This window comes from Aeromonas sp. PI_26, from assembly GCF_027854445.1.
GTDB classification, from domain to species: domain Bacteria; phylum Pseudomonadota; class Gammaproteobacteria; order Enterobacterales; family Aeromonadaceae; genus Aeromonas; species Aeromonas veronii.
Window position 1 is genome coordinate 128,853 of record NZ_JAJNOE010000009.1, and the last position, 15,910, is coordinate 144,762.

14 protein-coding genes and 1 pseudogene are annotated in these 15,910 nt (G+C 57.4%); 6 read left to right on the forward strand and 9 right to left on the reverse strand.

Annotated elements, in window-relative coordinates; all coding sequences use genetic code 11:
- Nucleotides 1–10: 10 nt before the first annotated feature.
- Entirely contained in the window at nucleotides 11–703 is a 693-nt protein-coding gene (cmk, locus tag LRL22_RS11795) for a (d)CMP kinase (RefSeq protein WP_019444698.1), read from the reverse strand.
- A gap of 248 nt (nucleotides 704–951) precedes the next feature.
- Between cmk and ribA the strand changes: the two genes are divergently transcribed.
- Nucleotides 952–1,545: a GTP cyclohydrolase II gene (ribA, locus tag LRL22_RS11800; protein ID WP_005337152.1), complete on the forward strand. Its 594-nt coding sequence runs from the start codon at nucleotides 952–954 to the stop codon at nucleotides 1,543–1,545.
- An 81-nt stretch (nucleotides 1,546–1,626) separates the two neighbouring features.
- Here the strand turns inward: ribA and LRL22_RS11805 are convergent, their stop codons facing one another.
- Complete coding sequence (locus LRL22_RS11805; protein WP_227094700.1) at nucleotides 1,627–2,583, reverse strand: LysR substrate-binding domain-containing protein; 957 nt, start codon at nucleotides 2,581–2,583, stop codon at nucleotides 1,627–1,629.
- 63 nt (nucleotides 2,584–2,646) lie between these two features.
- Nucleotides 2,647–3,522, reverse strand: coding sequence for a LysR family transcriptional regulator (locus tag LRL22_RS11810; protein WP_005351154.1), 876 nt, complete (start codon nucleotides 3,520–3,522; stop codon nucleotides 2,647–2,649).
- A gap of 95 nt (nucleotides 3,523–3,617) precedes the next feature.
- Between LRL22_RS11810 and LRL22_RS11815 the strand changes: the two genes are divergently transcribed.
- Nucleotides 3,618–4,841, forward strand: coding sequence for an MFS transporter (locus LRL22_RS11815; RefSeq protein ID WP_064341137.1), 1,224 nt, complete (start codon nucleotides 3,618–3,620; stop codon nucleotides 4,839–4,841).
- A 145-nt stretch (nucleotides 4,842–4,986) separates the two neighbouring features.
- On the opposite strand, the gene LRL22_RS11820 is transcribed toward LRL22_RS11815, so the two are convergent.
- The 5 genes from LRL22_RS11820 to LRL22_RS11840 all read right to left on the reverse strand — a co-directional run bounded on the left by LRL22_RS11820 (nucleotide 4,987) and on the right by LRL22_RS11840 (nucleotide 10,949).
- Entirely contained in the window at nucleotides 4,987–5,541 is a 555-nt protein-coding gene (locus LRL22_RS11820; RefSeq protein WP_213387360.1) for a VOC family protein, read from the reverse strand.
- The gene (locus LRL22_RS11825; RefSeq protein ID WP_005337161.1) at nucleotides 5,535–6,299 is read right to left on the reverse strand and encodes a hypothetical protein; all 765 of its coding nucleotides are present in this window, start codon (nucleotides 6,297–6,299) and stop codon (nucleotides 5,535–5,537) included. The genes LRL22_RS11820 and LRL22_RS11825 overlap by 7 nt, the downstream gene beginning before the upstream one ends.
- 191 nt (nucleotides 6,300–6,490) lie before the next feature.
- Nucleotides 6,491–7,216, reverse strand: coding sequence for an oxygen-insensitive NADPH nitroreductase (gene nfsA / locus LRL22_RS11830; RefSeq protein ID WP_042081916.1), 726 nt, complete (start codon nucleotides 7,214–7,216; stop codon nucleotides 6,491–6,493).
- A 71-nt stretch (nucleotides 7,217–7,287) separates the two neighbouring features.
- Complete coding sequence (locus LRL22_RS11835) at nucleotides 7,288–8,853, reverse strand: AbgT family transporter (RefSeq protein WP_005351146.1); 1,566 nt, start codon at nucleotides 8,851–8,853, stop codon at nucleotides 7,288–7,290.
- Nucleotides 8,854–8,996: 143 nt separating this feature from the next.
- Entirely contained in the window at nucleotides 8,997–10,949 is a 1,953-nt protein-coding gene (locus tag LRL22_RS11840; protein WP_267512313.1) for a putative bifunctional diguanylate cyclase/phosphodiesterase, read from the reverse strand.
- A gap of 861 nt (nucleotides 10,950–11,810) precedes the next feature.
- On the opposite strand from LRL22_RS11840, the gene LRL22_RS11845 reads away from it, so the two are divergent.
- The 4 genes and pseudogenes from LRL22_RS11845 to LRL22_RS11860 all read left to right on the forward strand — a co-directional run.
- On the forward strand, nucleotides 11,811–12,749 hold the full coding sequence (locus tag LRL22_RS11845) for a LysR family transcriptional regulator (protein ID WP_005337171.1): 939 nt from the start codon (nucleotides 11,811–11,813) through the stop codon (nucleotides 12,747–12,749).
- Between the two features lie 54 nt (nucleotides 12,750–12,803).
- Entirely contained in the window at nucleotides 12,804–13,826 is a 1,023-nt protein-coding gene (locus LRL22_RS11850) for a response regulator (RefSeq protein WP_047438363.1), read from the forward strand.
- A gap of 8 nt (nucleotides 13,827–13,834) precedes the next feature.
- A complete protein-coding gene (locus LRL22_RS11855; RefSeq protein WP_005337175.1) occupies nucleotides 13,835–14,266 on the forward strand; it encodes a PAS domain-containing protein in 432 nt (143 codons plus the stop codon).
- A gap of 250 nt (nucleotides 14,267–14,516) precedes the next feature.
- A pseudogene (locus LRL22_RS11860) lies at nucleotides 14,517–15,062 on the forward strand (transposase); the annotation flags it as partial.
- A gap of 80 nt (nucleotides 15,063–15,142) precedes the next feature.
- Here the strand turns inward: LRL22_RS11860 and istB are convergent.
- A complete protein-coding gene (gene istB / locus LRL22_RS11865) occupies nucleotides 15,143–15,898 on the reverse strand; it encodes an IS21-like element ISAs29 family helper ATPase IstB (RefSeq protein ID WP_270905448.1) in 756 nt (251 codons plus the stop codon).
- Between the last annotated feature and the right edge of the window lie 12 nt (nucleotides 15,899–15,910).

Genomic DNA, 15,910 nt, shown 5'->3' on the forward strand with positions numbered 1-15,910 from the left:
CGACCGGATGTCAGCTTGCGCTGGCATCACCAAGTTGTTGCTCTGCATAGGCGAGTACTGTTGCCAGCACTTCATCTATGGTCATGGCGGTAGAGTCTACCACCAGAGCATCTTCTGCCGGTTTCAGGGGTGCAGTAGCGCGATTTCTGTCGCGATCGTCACGTTCCCGAATCTCGGTTAAAAGACGCTCAAAGTTAACATCAAAGCCCTTATCTTGCAACTGCTTATAGCGACGCTGGGCCCGTTCTTCGGCACTGGCGTCGAGGAAAATCTTCACCTCGGCCTCGGGGAAAACAACTGTGCCCATGTCACGACCATCGGCAATCAGACCCGGGGCCTGACGAAATGCACGCTGACGGCGCAACAATGCTTCGCGCACCCGGGGGAAGGCGGCGATTTTACTGGCAGCATTACCCACTTCTTCGGTGCGGATGGTGCGGGAGACATCTTCCCCTTCCAGGATCACCTTGACCAGATCGCCCTCAACCTGAAATTGCACATCCAGATTGGCGGCCAGCGGCACCAGTGAGGCTTCACTGTCCAGCTCTACATCGTGATGCAGGGCGGCCAGGGACAACACCCGATAGATGGCGCCCGAGTCCAGCAAGTGCCAACCCAGCTTCTCAGCAAGCAGCTGACACAAGGTGCCTTTACCTGCACCACTGGGGCCATCAATTGTCATTACGGGGGCCATCTGAGGCATAACTTCTCTCCTGCACTGTGTTGCTCCCATCCCGAAGGGGTGGGTTAATGGGCGCCGATTATACCCGAATGTGGTGAGCCTGGCAGTCATCAATCCGCACAAAGAGCCAAAACCTCGACGGACAGCTGTGCTTGTATCTCATTTGGAGATTTCATTAAGCAATGCAGGGACTTGTTCTTATGGTTGTTCCTGACAAGGCGCGCTAAACTGGCCCCCTTTTTTGAGCCGTTAGTAGTAAGGAGCAACCTATGAGCAGCGTTACCCTCGTGGCCAAATCAAAATTGCCAACCCCTTGGGGCACCTTCACGCTGGTAGGTTTTCAGGAAACCGGCACAGGCAAAGATCACGCCGCACTGGTGATGGGCGACATTACCGGTGAAGAGCCCGTGCTGGGCCGGATCCACTCAGAGTGCCTGACCGGCGACGCCCTGTTCAGCCTGCGTTGTGACTGCGGTTTCCAGTTGCAGGCGGCTATGGAGAATATCGCCAAAGCCGGTCGTGGCGTGTTGCTGTATGTGCGTCAAGAGGGCCGTGGTATCGGCTTGCTCAACAAGATCCGCGCCTATCACCTGCAGGATCAGGGGGCCGATACCGTGGAGGCCAACGTGGCCCTTGGTTTCGCCGCCGACATGCGCGATTACACCATCTGCGCCGACATGCTCAAGCAGCTTGAAGTCAAGTCTCTCAAACTGATGACCAACAACCCGCGCAAGATGAAAGCCATGGAATCCTTCGGTATTCCGGTGGCCGAACGGGTTCCGTTGCAGGAAGGACGCAATCCCCACAACGAGTTCTATCTGTCGACCAAGGCCAACAAGCTGGATCATATGCTGAAGAAGTGAGCCAGCATTGACGAATGCCAGATAGTCAAACGCCTCCCATTGGGAGGCGTTTTTCTTGGGATGACCACACATCAACCCAAGCTATCTAAGTGGTACGGTCAAATTGGCCAGCAGAGCTTCAAGCTCTTCGCCAGTGCGGGCTGCACAGTATTGTTCGACCCGCTCGCGGGTCAATTGCGGCGCGAGACGTTCAATCAGATCGTAGAGATAGCCGCATAAAAATGCCCCTCTGCGCAACCCGATAGCGGCCACACATCCTGGTAGCCAGGGCACCGTTTTGAGCACCAGATCGCCATCGCGCTGGGGCTCCCAGGCAAAAGTTGCCATCACCCCGATGCCCATCCCTTGTCTGACATAGGTCTTGAGCACATCACTGTCGCTCGCACAGCAGGCGATCCGGCTCTCGGCATGAGCGCAATCAGTGCCATGAGCTGTGGAGAGAGCCCTTCCATCGGTCACCAATGCAAACTCCACCAGCTCAGCCGGAGTCAGCGATATTGCTTTGGCCAACGGATGATCCTTGGGTAGCACCAAGCCCCGTTGCCACTGAAAAGAGGGGAGCACAAGCAGATCGCTCCCCTCCTCCGGTTCATCCGCCAGCAGCAGATCGGCAGCGCCATCATGCACGGCTGCGCGGCACTGCGTCGCACTCCCCTGCATCACAGTTACGGCAACTTTGGGAAAGCGGGCCATAAAACCCTTGAGGATGGCGGGCAGAATATAACGGGCTTGCAGATGAGTAGCCGCAATGGTGAGGGTTCCCTGCTCCGGATGCACATGCTGCCTGGCCATCACTTTGATGGTGGCGACCTTGTCCAGCACCTCGGCGGCCACTTTGATCACATCCCGACCGATGGGAGTGATCTGGGTCAGGTGTTTACCGCTGCGCTCGAAGATCTGGATCCCCAGCTCATCCTCCAGCATCCGCACCTGTTTGCTGATCCCGGGCTGGGAGGTAAAGAGGCTCTCGGCGGTGGCCGACAGATTCAGCCTGTGGTTCGCCACCTCGACGATATAGCGCAATTGCTGCAATTTCATGGTGTAGCCCTCAAGCGAACCCACCGTTAATAGTAACAAACTTTCAGCAATGGCCCGCCGCCATCAGGCCGGGCGCTCCTTGAGTAGGAAATCACGCAAGGCACGGTTGGCCATGGAGAGCGGATCGCCACGCCGCCACGCCACGCAGAGATCGAGATAGATAGGCGGGTCGAAGGGCACGCCACTCAGATCCGGCTCCTCTTCCAGCACCATCCGCAAGAAGGTGGTCACCGCAAAGCCTTGCCGCACCACCGCCTTGAGCAGAGGGATAAGATTGCTCTCGAAGGCGATATCGGGTTCGACGCCCAGGCTCTGGGCCAGCGCCTCCATATGCTCCCGGTGGTAGAAACCACGGCGAAACAGCGCCAGCTCCTGAGCGAAAAACTGAGAGAGGGTGACGGCCGATGCGCCACGCAAGGGGTGATCGTCCCCCACCACCATCAACATCTCTTCACTCAGCAGATGTGCCCCCTCGATGGCGGGGGGAAGATCACTGGTGATGAGAATGGCCAGATCGAGGGAGCCATCCACCATCCGGCTGAGCAGCTCACGGGTGCCGGCCTCTTCGACCCGGATCTTGAGGCCGGGATAGCGATGCTTGAAGGCCATCAGTCGAGGGGGAAAATAGTAGGAGCCCATCATATAGGGGATCCCGATCCGCACCTCCCCCCGCTCCAGCCCCTTGAGCTCGGCCATCTCGGCCTCGGCCTGATGCATCTGCAACAACAAGCGCTCGGCATGGCGACAGAGTACCTCTCCCTCCGGGGTGAGCCGTACCGCCCGGTCCTGTCGATCAAACAGCCGCAATTCGAGCTGCTGCTCCAGCTTGGCGATGGCCATGCTGATGGCCGGCTGTGCCACATGCAGACTGTTGGCTGCCTTGGTAAATGAGCCGGCATCCCTGACCGCCAGCAGATAGGTGAGCTGTTTCAGATCCATGTATCAATTCGTCTTATGAGATGGATAACTTAAATATATTATATTTATAACCGCAAGGACTCTACCCTGACCAAAAGTAGTCAGGACAATACGCAATGATTGAAGTTGGAAGTCGCGAGTGGATACGTGCAACCCTGGCCCTCAGCCTGGGCTCTTTTCTGGTGTTTCTGAACCTCTACCAGACCCATCCCCTGTTACCCCTGATTGCCGAGGTCTTCTCGGTCAACTCCCTCTCGGCCAGCTGGACCCTGGCAGGATGCACTGCAGGCCTCGCCGCCTCCCTGCTGATCTGCGCCAGACTGGCGGATCGCCATGGCCGTCGGCAAGTCATGCTGGGGACACTCACCCTGGCGATCCTGCTCTCACTGTTAATCCCGCTGGTTGAGCAGTTTGGCACCCTGCTGCTGCTACGCATCCTGCAGGGCGCGCTGCTGGCAGGGCTGCCCGCGACCGCGATTGCCTATATGGGGGAAGAGTTCAGCAAACGGGCGCTGCTCTCGGCGGTGGGGGTCTATATTGCCGCCAACTCCCTCGGTGGCATTGCCGGTCGGGTGGTCGGCGGTCTGTTGGCGGGCTGGTTTGGCGACTGGCAGCATACCTTTCTGGGGATTGGTGTGATCAGCCTGTCACTGCTGCCGCTGGTCTTCTGGCTGCTGCCCCATCAGACCCGCTTTGTGGCGAGCGCCCCCGTTCGCGGCCAATTTGCTCGCGCCTTGCAGCAACACCTGACCAATCCCTTGCTGGTAGGGGCTTACCTTATCGGCGGGCTCAACTTTATGGTGTTTTTGAACCAGTTCAGCTACCTCACCTTCCTGCTGGCCAAGCCTCCTTTCTCCTTGCCCACCCAGTGGCTCGGCATGCTGTTTCTCACCTATCTCTCGGGGACGGTGGCCTCCTCTCTGAGCGGTCGCTTTGCCAATCGCTGGGGGGCACAACGCATGCTGCTGGTCGGGATCGCGCTGATGGCCCTCGGGAGTCTGTGGCTGCTGCAGGGCAGTCTGCTCGGGATCCTGAGTGGCTTGCTGATCTCCAGCTTCGGCTTTTTCCTGGCACACGCCTGCGCCAGCGCCTGGGTTGGTCATCATGTCGAACACAACCGCGCCCTCGCCTCCTCCCTCTATCTGGTGGCCTACTATCTGGGAGCCAGTCTGGGGGGACTTTACCTGCACCCCTTCTGGGAGCAGGGTGAGCTGGGCGGTCTGGTCATGGGGATTGAACTGGTCCTCATCCTGACGGCGGGCTTGAGCCTCTGGCTCGGCCGTCTCAAGCAGCGAAGCCAATCGCCACTGCCTGCCCAGCAACCCCACCGACACGGGTAACGGGCTCAGCGCAAACAGGGTCACCCACGAGCAGATAGCGCTCTCGCCACCAAGCGTCACCAGATAGCAAAAGGGGTCACACCGGTGACCCCTTTTGCTGCGTTATTCAAGAGCCTGTCAGGCTCGCACCGCATTGAGCACAGGATCACTCCTGATCGAAATAATCCGCAGGCACCGCGACCACAGCGTCGGTCGCCACCTCTTCGGCGATCACCTCAGCCAGCGGGCGCAGATGAAACTTGATCTGGCCGGAAGGCAACATCAGGCCAATATCAGGGTTGCGGGTATCCTGCATGTTGCCAGTTTTGAATGGCAACTCGGGATAGCGCGCTACCAGATCTTGCAGTGAAGTAACCACCAGCTCGATATGTTCCAGCCCCGCCTGATGGACGCGCCCCGGTTTCGGTGCAGCCAGCTCGATACAGGGTACCTGTACCTCACCAGCCAACAGCGGCTGATGCAACTGATAAGTGGCGATGGGACGTCCGCCAATCATCCCCTCCACCAGCAAGGAGCCCGCCTCGGCCAGCACAGCACATAGCGCACGGTATTCCTGCAGGGTAGCCGCCCGATAACAGAGGTGATCGACCGTTGGCCGGGAAATGGTGACGCCAGTGGCGGCCAGTTCGGCCAACAGCTGAGAAACAAATGGGGCCATTGGCCCCAGTGTGGAATCGAGTGGGTGGGACATGCTTACCATTTCTTCTTGGGTTGAAACAGGACATCGAGCTCGTCAGCTTCCTTGTCCTTGATGTTTTGCAGATCCTGCGCGCTGTTTTGCTGCTGCAGCTCTTCAAGCTCCTTGAGCCCCTGACGCATATCTTCTTCACGGGCCAGCAGATAGGGATCCTTGTCGCCCACGCTCGCCATGGCCGACAGACCTTTGGTATAGAGCTGGCGGCATGTACCATATTGGCCCTGAATGCGGGCATCCATCGCCCGCTTGACCAGATTGGAGATGTTGATCTTGAGCTGCATCAGCTCAAGGCGGCGCTCTTCTTGGGCAAACCCCTGAGGGTCAATCTTGCCCTTGTTGTGCTCTACCCGCAGCACGGCCCGCATCTTCTTGACCAGCTGCAACATCTGGATCGCCTGACGATCGGACTCCGGGGTCTTGAACTGACCCTCATCCTGCACGCTGTAGTTCTCCTGCACATTCTTGATCTGGGTCTGCACATCGACGATGCGCTGCTTGATCTGATTGTTCGGCATCACCTGGGCGATGGCGCGATAGGCATCGAGGATCCGGTGCTGCAACAGCAACACCATGTTCTTGGAGAAAGGCACCAGATTGACGTTCAGCAACACCTCTTCGGTCTCGTCAGCCACCGTCTTGTGTCTGGCAACGGCGTGACGCTTGTCCGCCTCTGCCTTCTGCTTATATTGCTGCACCACGTTATAGGCGATAACCAAAAACAGGAGTGCGCCAATAGACAGCAATACCAAAGTTAAAATCATAGGATGTCCAAACCCCTGTTCCTATCCAATTGCGTGATCCTACAACAGCTTACCCACTTAAGGTAGCCTGCAGATCTCCCCTTGCCCACGATTTGTCACCAAGCTGTGCCCCCGGTCTCAGGGAGAGATTGCAGGATCAGGGGATGATGACCATGACGGTCACCTCCCCATAGTATCGCCCATCAGCGCCATTACTTGAGGTTAAAGCCCCGCGATTGCAGGAATCCCAGCATGAAAGGGCGGGACTCCTTGCCCAGAATGGCGCGGATCTGGCCGCTCCAGGTCTGCTGCTTGTTGTTGCTGCTGCGGGCCTGATAGTAGTCCGCGATCTGCTGATCGTACCGGGCCAGCAGGTCGCGATCCAGCTCGTGCTGGTAGCGCTCCTGATGCACCACCAATCCCCTGGGCAGACGGGGTTTCTGCTCCGGCTGCTGAGCAGGATGACCAAGGCAGAGGCCAAACAGCGGGATCACCTGATGGGGCAAGCCGAGCAGTTCGCTCACCTCGGCCGGATGGTTGCGAATGCCGCCGATATAGACCCCGCCCAGCCCCAGCGACTGCGCCGCCAGCAAGGCGTTTTGCGCCATCAGGGCGCCGTCGATGGCACCGATCAGCAACTGCTCCGCATAGCCGGTCTGGGCCTCGGGCACGATCTGGGTGTGGCGGTGGTAATCGGCGCAGAACACCAGAAACTCGGCCGCCTGCACCACATAGGGTTGATTGCCCGCCAGCATGGCCAACTGCTGACGCGCCTCGGGCTCGCAGACTCGCACAATACTGGTCACCTGCAAAAAGCTCGAGGTTGAGGCGGACTGGGCGGCGGCGAGAATGACATCCAGCTGCTGCGGGGCGATCGGCTCGGCAGTGAACTGACGAATGGAGCGATGGGAAAGGATAAGATCGATGGTCTGATTCATGGCACCTCCAAAATGAGGTAACACCATAGCGAAAAAAACGAGGGAGCCCAAGGCTCCCTCGCACACCCAGCTTAAGGGGCCGGATAGACGTAAGGGGCTTGCAACCCGAGCGGGAAGCCGAGCGCCCAGTAGAGCAGCAGGAAAATCGTCCAGCTCACCAGGAAGGCCAGCGAGTAGGGCAGCATCATGGAGACCAGAGTACCGATCCCGGTGCTCTTCACATACTGCTGGCAATAGACCACCACCAGCGGGAAGAAGACCATCAGCGGGGTGATGATGTTGGAGGCGGAATCCCCGACCCGATAGGCCGCCTGGGTCAGCTCGGGGGAGATCCCCACCGCCATCAGCATGGGTACCAGGATCGGACTGATCAGCGCCCACTTGGCGGAGGCCGAGCCGACTACCAGATTGACGCTGGCGGTGAGCAGGATCATCCCGACGATAGTCACCTCACCGGGCAGCGCCAACGCATGGAGCACTTCGGCACCGGAGAGGGCCAGCAGGGTGCCCAGATTGGAGTCACCAAACGCCTTGATAAAGAGCGCGCAGAAGAAGGCCATCACCATGTAGGAGCCCATCTTGTTCATGGTGGCCGACATGGCATCGATCACATCCTTGCCACTCTTGAAGCTGCCTGCGACAAAGCCGTAGACAATCCCGGGCAGGATAAAGAGCAAGAAGATGAGCGGCACAATGGACTTCATCACCGGCGCGGCGAAGGTGGTCAGGGAGCCATCGGCAGCACGCAGCGGTGAATCGCTCGGGGAGAGCGCCAGCGCCAGCAGCACGATAGCCGCCAGCATGGCAAACCCGGCCCAATTGAAGGCCCGGCTCTCTTGCGCGCTGTAGCGCCCCATCTCGTCGGCACTCTCCAGATCCTCGTTGAGCGCCACGTGTTTGAGGCGCGGCTCCACCACCTTTTCGGTGATGAACCAGCCGACGCAGATGATCAGCAACGAAGAGGCACCGGTAAAGATGATGTTGCACAGGGTGTTGACCATGTAGTCAGGATCGAGCAACTGAGCGGCGGACTGGGTAAAGCCCTGCAGCAGCGCATCCCCGCCGGAGGGCAGGAAGTTGGCGGCAAAACCGCCGGAGACACCGGCAAAGGCAGCGGCGATCCCCGCCAGCGGATGGCGTCCGGCAGCGTGGAAGATGATGCCACCGATGGGGATCACCAGCACATAACCCGCATCTGCGGCGGTGTGGCTGACGATCGCTACCAGGATCAGCATGGGAGTGAGAAAACGGGCAGGCGTCACTTTCAGCAACTTTTTCAGACCGGTATTGATAAAACCGGACTGCTCGGCCACCCCGACCCCGAGCATGGCCACCAGCACGATCCCCAGCGGGGCAAAGCCGGTAAAGGTGGTCACCATGGTGGAGAGAAACTCGGCCAGACCGGCACCGGTCAGCAGGTTGTTGACCACTACCGCCTCTCCGGTACGGGGGTTGACCAGATCAAACTGGAATTGTGACAACACCCAGGAGCCGACCCAGACGATCAGCAAGGCGTAGAGGAACAGCATGGCGGGGTCGGGTAATTTGTTCCCGGCTTTCTCGACGCCATTGAGGAAACGGTTCAGCCAACCCTTGGGAGGGCTGGCCGGACGGTCATTGACAGCAGCATGACTCATTATTGCGATACTCCTTTCCCTAGAAACGAGGTCGCATGCTAGCAACTCCAGCCAATCCGTCTCATGACCGATCGCAAAAGAATGATTAATTTTGATTAAATATTACGGAATAAAATACCAAGTTGTGGTCTAACGCACACTTGTTACTCTGCCATTACGGCATCTAGCAGTGGATAACGCCCAACCTGGCACTCCACCACGAAACCGCTCGCCTCGACTTGCGCTACAGTCAGCGGCTTGCTGAACAGATATCCCTGGAACACATGGCACCCCTGGGTCTGCAGTGCGGCCAGCTCGTGAGGCTCCTCCACCCCTTCCGCCATGATCCCCAACCCCAGATTAGTAGCCATGGCCGCAGTCGCCCGGATCACTGGCAAGTTGAGACCGACCACGAAGGAGCGATCCAGCTTGATGTTGTTGATCGGCAACCGGTTGAGATAGGCCAGAGAGGAGTAGCCGGTACCGAAATCATCGATGGCAATCTTGATCCCCTGCTCGCTCAAATCATCGAGAATGCCGAGGCACCCCTTCATATCGAGCATCAGCACGGTTTCGGTCAGCTCCAGCGTCAACAGGGAGGCATCCACCCCGTGCAGCTCCAGTTGCTGGCGAACTTGCCCGGGCAGCGCCGACGAGAGCTGGAAACCGGAGAGGTTGACGGAGACAGGCACTCGCTGATGGAAGCGCGTCTGCCAGCTGGCGACCTGTGCCAGCGCGGTGGAGAGCACCCAGCTGCCGATCTCGCGGATCAGCCCCATCTCTTCGGCCAACGGGATAAATTCCACCGGCGAGACATGGCCGAGCACCGGGTTGTACCAGCGCAGCAGCGCCTCGTAACCGATCAGACGCCGTTTGGCGGCATCGACCTGCGGCTGGTAACAGAGGCTCAGCTCCTGACGGCCGATGGCCTTGGCCAGAAACTGTTTGAGATTGAGCTTGCGCTGCAGGGTCTGTTGCATGCTGGGGGTGAAACGCTGCCAGCGCAGCCGCCCCATCTGCTTGGCCTGATACATGGCCATATCGGCACGGGTGATGAGGTTGTCCCCGTCATCCGCATCATCGGGATAGATGGCGATACCGATACTGCCGCCGATGGTCACCTCCGGCAGCCCGCTCAGTTGCAGCGGCTTGGTCATCTGGGAGAGCATCTGATCGGCCACCTCTTGCGCCCGATCCCCCTGATTGCCCAGCGGCACCAGTGCTGTGAATTCATCGCCACCGAGGCGAGCCAGCTCCACATCCCGCGGGCAAATCTGTTTGAGGCGACCGGCGACCCGCTCCAGCAGGCGATCTCCCGCCTTGTGGCCGTAGTTGTCATTGACCAGCTTGAAGTTGTCCAGATCCATGAACACCAACGCGAAACGCTCCCCCAGCCCGCAATAGGCCTCAAGGGATTTCATCAAGCCATACCGATTGAGCAGGCCGGTCAGGGAGTCGTGCCAGGCGAGGTGGCGATGCTCCAGCTCTTCAAGTTTGCGATCGGTAATATCCCGCATGGTGAGCAGAATGCGGGCCCCCTGCTGGATATAGCGGAACTGATACTGGAACCAGCGCATCCCCTTGAGGGTTCGGCACTCCCCCTCGGTCACCACTTCATCGAGACGGGAGAGCTTCTGGTAGAAGCTGTCATCATTGCCGGAGAAAACCTGGGAGAGCTTGGCGATCTGGTGGCCAAAACACATTTCGAAGTGATAGTTGCCACTCTCGAAAACACCATGGCTATCGAACAGGCAGGCAAGGGTATCGCCGGTTGCCAGCGAGGACTCCTGATAGAGGGTATCGGAGTCGAGCACCGCTTCGGTCATCATCATCAGCCGGCCAGCCAGTTGAATACCAGAGAGACGCAGATAGATCTGCTTCTTGACCCCCTTTGGGGAGAGGGTCCACCACTCGTTGTAACTGCGCCCCTGCTGAAAATCACCCAGATAGCGCTGCAGCAGCAGATCGATGGCGGTTGCCATATCGGCAGAGAAGTCGCGGGAGCAGAGTTCGTCGAGTGACGTCGCCTCCCACACGGAGAGCGCGGCGCTGTTTGCCCAGAAAATATGGTGATGCTCGATGTCATAAACCCAGATCGGGGTATGCAGAACATCCATCGTCTTCAGTAACCGTTCGTCAAGCGTATTCATCTGGTCAAGGTCATTCATGCTGGATGGTCACTGGTTAACCGGAAAACAGATCTGGCAAACCGCTAGCTGCAGAATGCAAGGTGCAAATACCTCTCGGCCATTATCCCTTTTCACATAGCCAAGAGCGGACAAAACTATTTCAGATATCAACAACAGGGCCGCCTGTACGGCAATACTACAAAGGACTCAGCCAAGGACCCTGTTAATCCAAGCAAATCATATAGTCGATTTTTAACTTTTTTCCCCAGTAAAAACAAGCACTAAGAGCTATCCACTCGAGACCTTGAAAGAGCAATTGCATATTTGCTGCGACAAATTTGTTATTAACATTTAAATCAATGGCGGAAATAGTCATCACTCTCTGTCACAAAGCTTCCATTAATTAACCAAGCGGGTGGATAAACAGCCAAAAAAACGCCAAAACGGACAAAAATAGTTCACTAAGGCGGAATCGATATACCCCAAATTCATTTTTCAACAGGCAATGAGCAAAACCCGAATATATGATCTGCATCACATTGGCTGTGGATGGCAAACCACCCCGGCTGAGTACGCAGAGCAACCCGGCGCCCTTCCATCAGGTTGCGATATCGGCCTTCGCCCGCGGTTATCGCGGAACAAATCAGGGAATATGGCAAACATCACTGCCGCAGTACCATTTGGCATCGTGCCGAAATAATCACCAGCTCGAGGAAACTGAGATGACGGGCAGATGGAGAACTGGTATCAACAGAAATCGAATCCAGATCAATTAAACGCTGAATTACCCTTGCCAACCCGGAACGCTCTTTTTATGGTTGCCCCCTTGTTACACCCAGAACAGCGTTTATGAAGCACATCGAAGAGTTCTACCTGTTCGTCAAGGTGGTGCAAGAGGGAGGATTCTCCCACGCTGCAGCCGCACTGGGCATGCCAACAGGCACCATCAGTCGACGCATTTCCCAGCTGGAAGAGCAACTGGGTTGCTCCCTGCTACATCGCTCTACCCGCAAGCTCCGACTTACCGATGATGGCCTCAGATACTACGAACGTCTCTGCACGCCACTCGCGCAAATCGAGCAGGCCACCAGCGAGATCCAAGGTCAAGAGGCCGACATCACCGGGCTTATCCGGATAGCTGCGCCGATCGCACTCTCCAACACCATCCTCATCGATATGCTGGCCGAATTCGGGCTGCACTATCCCGAGGTACAGTTCGATATCACCCAGACCAATGATCACCAGCACCTGTTCGACAATGATCGGGATCTGGTGTTCTTCAACGGTGAGCTGCCCCAGTCGCTGCCAAATGCGATCTGTCTCGGTCATATCGAGTACGGCCTGTTTGCCTCACCACTCTATTTGACCAAGAAGGGCACCCCCTCCCACCCCAACCAGCTGGAAGAGCACGATCTCATCTACTGCTGGCCTCACCAGCACTGGCAGCTGACCGACAAGGATGGCCAGAGCGTCTGCATCAAACGCAGCGCCAAACTGACCGTCAACCAGACCCAGGCCGCGGTACGCGCAGCCCGGCGTCATCTGGGGATCGTCAACGCCCCACTGCACTATCTGAGCAGCTTCCTCCATGACGAGCAGCTGGTGCCGGTACTGACCGACTGGCAAACCGGCAATCGACCCTTCTACATGTTGTGTTGCCAGCACCAGTTCGCTCCGTTGCGTGTTAAGATGTTCGTTGAATTTGTTGAAAAATACTCAGCACGCTATCGCAATCGGCAATGGGACAATCAATTTTCACAAGGTGATAGCCTCACCCATTGCATCTGACCGTTAGCGGGCCACACTTATAGCATCCCTTGCCAACAGAGCCTGCCTAACGCCATGAATGTATTGATATGTGATGACTCCGGGTTCGCCCGCAAACAGCTGGCGCGGGCGCTCCCGGCCGACTGGAAAGTCGATTTGCACTACGCAGCCAATGGTCTCGAAGGGATCGAACAGGTGCTGATGGGTCATGGCGATCTCATCTTCCTCGATCTGACCATGCCGGAAATGGACGGTTACGGCGTGCTGGAGACCCTCCAACGGGAGGGTCTACGCAACAAGGTGATCGTGGTCTCCGGGGATATCCAGCCAGAGGCCTATCAACGGGTCATGGGGCTGGGGGCGCTCGATTTCATCAAGAAACCCGCCGCCCCAGAAACCCTGCTCGCCCTGCTCAAAAAGCATGATTTCTGGAGTGCCGCCCCGAGCGGTCAACCAAGCGCCCCCGAGCAGCAGCCAAACGGCGTTGTAGCCGATGCAGGCGTCAAGATCACCCCCGAAATCCGCGATGTCTATCAGGAGCTGGCCAACGTCTCCATGGGTCAGGCCGCCGACTTGCTGGCTCGTCTGCTCAACGCCTTCGTGGTACTGCCTATCCCCAACGTCAACGTGCTGGAAGTATCAGAGTTGCATATGGCCCTCTCGGCCGCTGCGGATTCAGATACCCTCTCCGCCGTCTGTCAGGGGTTTATCGGAGCTGGGATCGCCGGTGAAGCGCTGATCCTGTTCCATGACTCCAGCTTCAAAGATTTGGCCAAGCTGATGAACCATCAGGGGACGCTGGATCGCACCGCCGAACTGGAGCTGCTGATGGATACCGCCAACGTGCTGATCGGCGCCTTCCTGCGCGGCTACGCCAACCAGCTCGACACCCCCTTCAGTCAGGGGCACCCGGTGGTGCTCGGCCAGCACAGACCCATCAACGAGCTGATCAACACTAACAAGAGTCGCTGGCGCCGCACGCTCGCCATCGAGATCAACTACCGGATCCAGGATTACGCGGTGCAGTGTGATCTGCTGCTGCTGTTTACCGAAGATTCCATCGCCACCATGAACAACAAAATCATGCACATGCTCTAGGAGTGACTATGGAAATCCGTGAATTTCATTGGTTGATGAACATAGTCCAGAACCTGGACGTAGGCCTGGTAGTGCTCGACAAGGAGTACAAGGTACAGGTGTGGAACGGCTTTATGGAGAGCCACAGTGGCCGACTGGCCAGTGACGTGCGCGATGGCGTACTGTTCGAGCTCTTCCCCGATGTAGACAGAGCCTGGTTCGAGCGCAAGGCCAACATGGTCTTCAAGCTCAACAACCGCGCCTTCAGCACCTGGGAGCAGAAGCCCTATCTGCTGCGTTTCTCCAACTACCGCCCCATTACCGGCTCGGCCCCCCACATGTTCCAGAACCTGACGCTGGTGCCACTGGCCGATTTCGGCGGTCAGGTGACCCATATCGCGGTGATGATCTACGATGCCACCGATGAGGCCATGCTGATGAGCGGCCAGCGGCAGGCTTGAGCTTGCAGCAAATAACAGAGGGCGCCGCGGCGCCCTCTGTTATTCCACTTTTTGCAATATATCATTTTTTAATGAACTGATTTATAAAGGTTTATGGCTCTAACGCTGATGATAGTGGTACACAATTAGGACGTGGTGAAATTTGAGGGCATTGCTATAGATTGCTACAGATAGTAACTCTCTGTAGTGGTCTAATCATCCCGGACACCATTTTAGGTGGTACAGTCTCCACCATGACCTGAGGTGTTCAATGACAAGATTACGTCTCTCATTTACTGCCGAATTCAAACTCGAAGCCGCATCCCTGGTACTCGACCAGGGATATTTTGTCCCTGAAGCCAGCCGTTCACTAGATGTCGGTGAAACCGTGCTCCGTCGCTGGGTTCAGCAACTGCAATCCGAACGAACTGGCACAACCCCAATCGGCAAAGCACTGACTCCGGAGCAGCAAAAAATTCAGGAGCAGGAAGCCCGTATCAACCGGCTCGAACGTGAAAAGGACATACTAAAAAAGCTACTGCTCTCTTGATGGCGGACGAGTTCACACGTACGCGCTGATAGACCGATTAAGGGAGCAAGCCCCATCACTTTGGTCTGCTGCGCTTTCGATGTTCCAACATCCTGCTTTTACGACTATCTGGCTCGCAGGCGGACGATTAACCGTGAACGTATGCAACAGCGCTGTGAGTTGCGCCGTTTGTTCAAAGAAAGCCGGAACTCAGCGGGCAGCCGCGCCTTGATGTCGATGATGCGGGAGTTGGGGTATCAGATTGGTCGATTCAAAGTACGTAACCTGTGCGTATTCCGGCGAAGTTGAACAGCCATTCCGGCCAACGTGAACACCCTGATCCTTAACGCGCTCACGTCATCTCGTTTCTAACTCGACAGTTCAAATTGGGTCAACTCACTTCCCCTCTTTCTCATCGATTCTCCCTTCAGTGACAGCCGGTGAGCGTTGTGCATCAGCCGGTCCAGGATCGCATCTGCCAGGGTGTTGTCCCCCAAGCTTGCGTACCACTCTTCCGTTGGCAGCTGACTGACCACGACCGTCGAGTATTTCCCATACCGATCATCCATGATCTCCAGCAGGGCGTTGCGCTGCTCGGCATTCACCGCTTCCAGTCCCCAGTCATCGAGGATCAGCAGCTCTATCCTTGCCAGTTGACCCAGCAGTCTGGCGTAACTGCCATCTACCTTGGCCTGGCTCAGTTCAAGCAGCAGACGTGGCAGGCGGTAGTAACGAGTGCTATGCCCTTGCTGACAGGCTTGGTAGCCCAGCGCACAAGCCAGGTAGGTTTTTCCACAGCCACAGGGACCGGTAATGAGCAGGTTCTGCCCCCGGTGCAGCCATTCTCCTTGGGCCAAGTTTGCTACCTGTGACCGCTCCAGGTTGCGTGCAGACTGGTAGTCCACCTCTTGTACCGTGGCCTGGAGTTTGAGCCGCGCCTGCTTGACCAGCCGAGCTTGTTTACGCTGCTCCCGGCTCAGTTGTTCGTGTTCGACCAGCAGGCTTAGCCGCTCGATGAAGGGCAGCCCTTCGTAGGTACTCGCCTGTTCCAGTTGTTGTTGCACGGCATCCGCCATGCCGGTCAGTTTCAGGTTTCTCAGGCGGGTCAGGGTTTGTTGGGTCATGGGGCGTATCCT

Bases quoted from the DNA above. Each gene is read 5' to 3' on its own strand.
- LRL22_RS11840 (WP_267512313.1), bottom strand. From the start codon at position 10,949: ATGGATGTTCTGCATACCCCGATCTGGGTTTATGACATCGAGCATCAC.
- LRL22_RS11810 (WP_005351154.1), bottom strand. From the start codon at position 3,522: ATGGATCTGAAACAGCTCACCTATCTGCTGGCGGTCAGGGATGCCGGC.
- LRL22_RS11805 (WP_227094700.1), bottom strand. From the start codon at position 2,583: ATGAAATTGCAGCAATTGCGCTATATCGTCGAGGTGGCGAACCACAGG.
- LRL22_RS11845 (WP_005337171.1), top strand. From the start codon at position 11,811: ATGAAGCACATCGAAGAGTTCTACCTGTTCGTCAAGGTGGTGCAAGAG.
- LRL22_RS11835 (WP_005351146.1), bottom strand. From the start codon at position 8,853: ATGAGTCATGCTGCTGTCAATGACCGTCCGGCCAGCCCTCCCAAGGGT.
- nfsA (WP_042081916.1), bottom strand. From the start codon at position 7,216: ATGAATCAGACCATCGATCTTATCCTTTCCCATCGCTCCATTCGTCAG.
- LRL22_RS11855 (WP_005337175.1), top strand. From the start codon at position 13,835: ATGGAAATCCGTGAATTTCATTGGTTGATGAACATAGTCCAGAACCTG.
- cmk (WP_019444698.1), bottom strand. From the start codon at position 703: ATGCCTCAGATGGCCCCCGTAATGACAATTGATGGCCCCAGTGGTGCA.
- ribA (WP_005337152.1), top strand. From the start codon at position 952: ATGAGCAGCGTTACCCTCGTGGCCAAATCAAAATTGCCAACCCCTTGG.
- istB (WP_270905448.1), bottom strand. From the start codon at position 15,898: ATGACCCAACAAACCCTGACCCGCCTGAGAAACCTGAAACTGACCGGC.
- LRL22_RS11820 (WP_213387360.1), bottom strand. From the start codon at position 5,541: ATGGTAAGCATGTCCCACCCACTCGATTCCACACTGGGGCCAATGGCC.
- LRL22_RS11850 (WP_047438363.1), top strand. From the start codon at position 12,804: ATGAATGTATTGATATGTGATGACTCCGGGTTCGCCCGCAAACAGCTG.
- LRL22_RS11815 (WP_064341137.1), top strand. From the start codon at position 3,618: ATGATTGAAGTTGGAAGTCGCGAGTGGATACGTGCAACCCTGGCCCTC.
- LRL22_RS11825 (WP_005337161.1), bottom strand. From the start codon at position 6,299: ATGATTTTAACTTTGGTATTGCTGTCTATTGGCGCACTCCTGTTTTTG.